This is a genomic window from Pseudomonas brassicacearum (assembly GCF_003732265.1).
In the GTDB taxonomy this organism is placed as follows: Bacteria; Pseudomonadota; Gammaproteobacteria; order Pseudomonadales; family Pseudomonadaceae; genus Aquipseudomonas; species Aquipseudomonas brassicacearum_D.
The window spans coordinates 1-482 of the sequence record NZ_MOBK01000309.1 but is presented as its reverse complement, the minus strand read 5'-3'; the positions used below and the strand labels follow the sequence as shown (position 1 = coordinate 482).

Here is a 482-nt window from a genome sequence, read left to right as displayed (position 1 = left end):
AATCCAGCCCAAGGTGCCATTAACGCCACGAACCCACTTCAACGTGTTCATCGCTCTCTCCTCAGGCGTGTTGCCTTCAGGTCAACGCACCGCCGACTTGGCAGCGCGCAGCAATCGATCGGATAAATCTCCCGGGCCCAGCGCCCTTGCCAGCGCCAGACCACCCACCATCAAGGCCACGTCGGCCAGGGCTTTGTCGGTGTCCTCAGGGCTGGACGCCAACTGCGCAATCATCAACTCCAGGTGTTCGTTCAGCGCGATGCGGAACGATTCCGGCAAACGACCCAATTCGCCGATGGACGCTGGAATCGGGCACGCCGCGTCACTGGAATCACGATGCTTGCGCGACAGGTAGAACGCGGCGACCAGGGCGCGGCGCTCTTCGCCGGTCAATTCGGTATCCATGTCGGCAATCAGGTCGCGGCGGCGACCGAGCAATTGCTTGAACGCCTCGAGCATCATCGCGTCCTTGCTTTCGAAAT

1 protein-coding gene is annotated in these 482 nt (G+C 61.2%); it reads right to left on the bottom strand.

Translation table 11 applies throughout. The annotated features are described in order from the left end of the window. Positions 1–81 precede the first annotated feature (81 nt). Positions 82–482: TetR/AcrR family transcriptional regulator (locus BK660_RS31450; RefSeq protein WP_123436451.1), on the bottom strand; the 401-nt coding region annotated here is incomplete at its 5' end.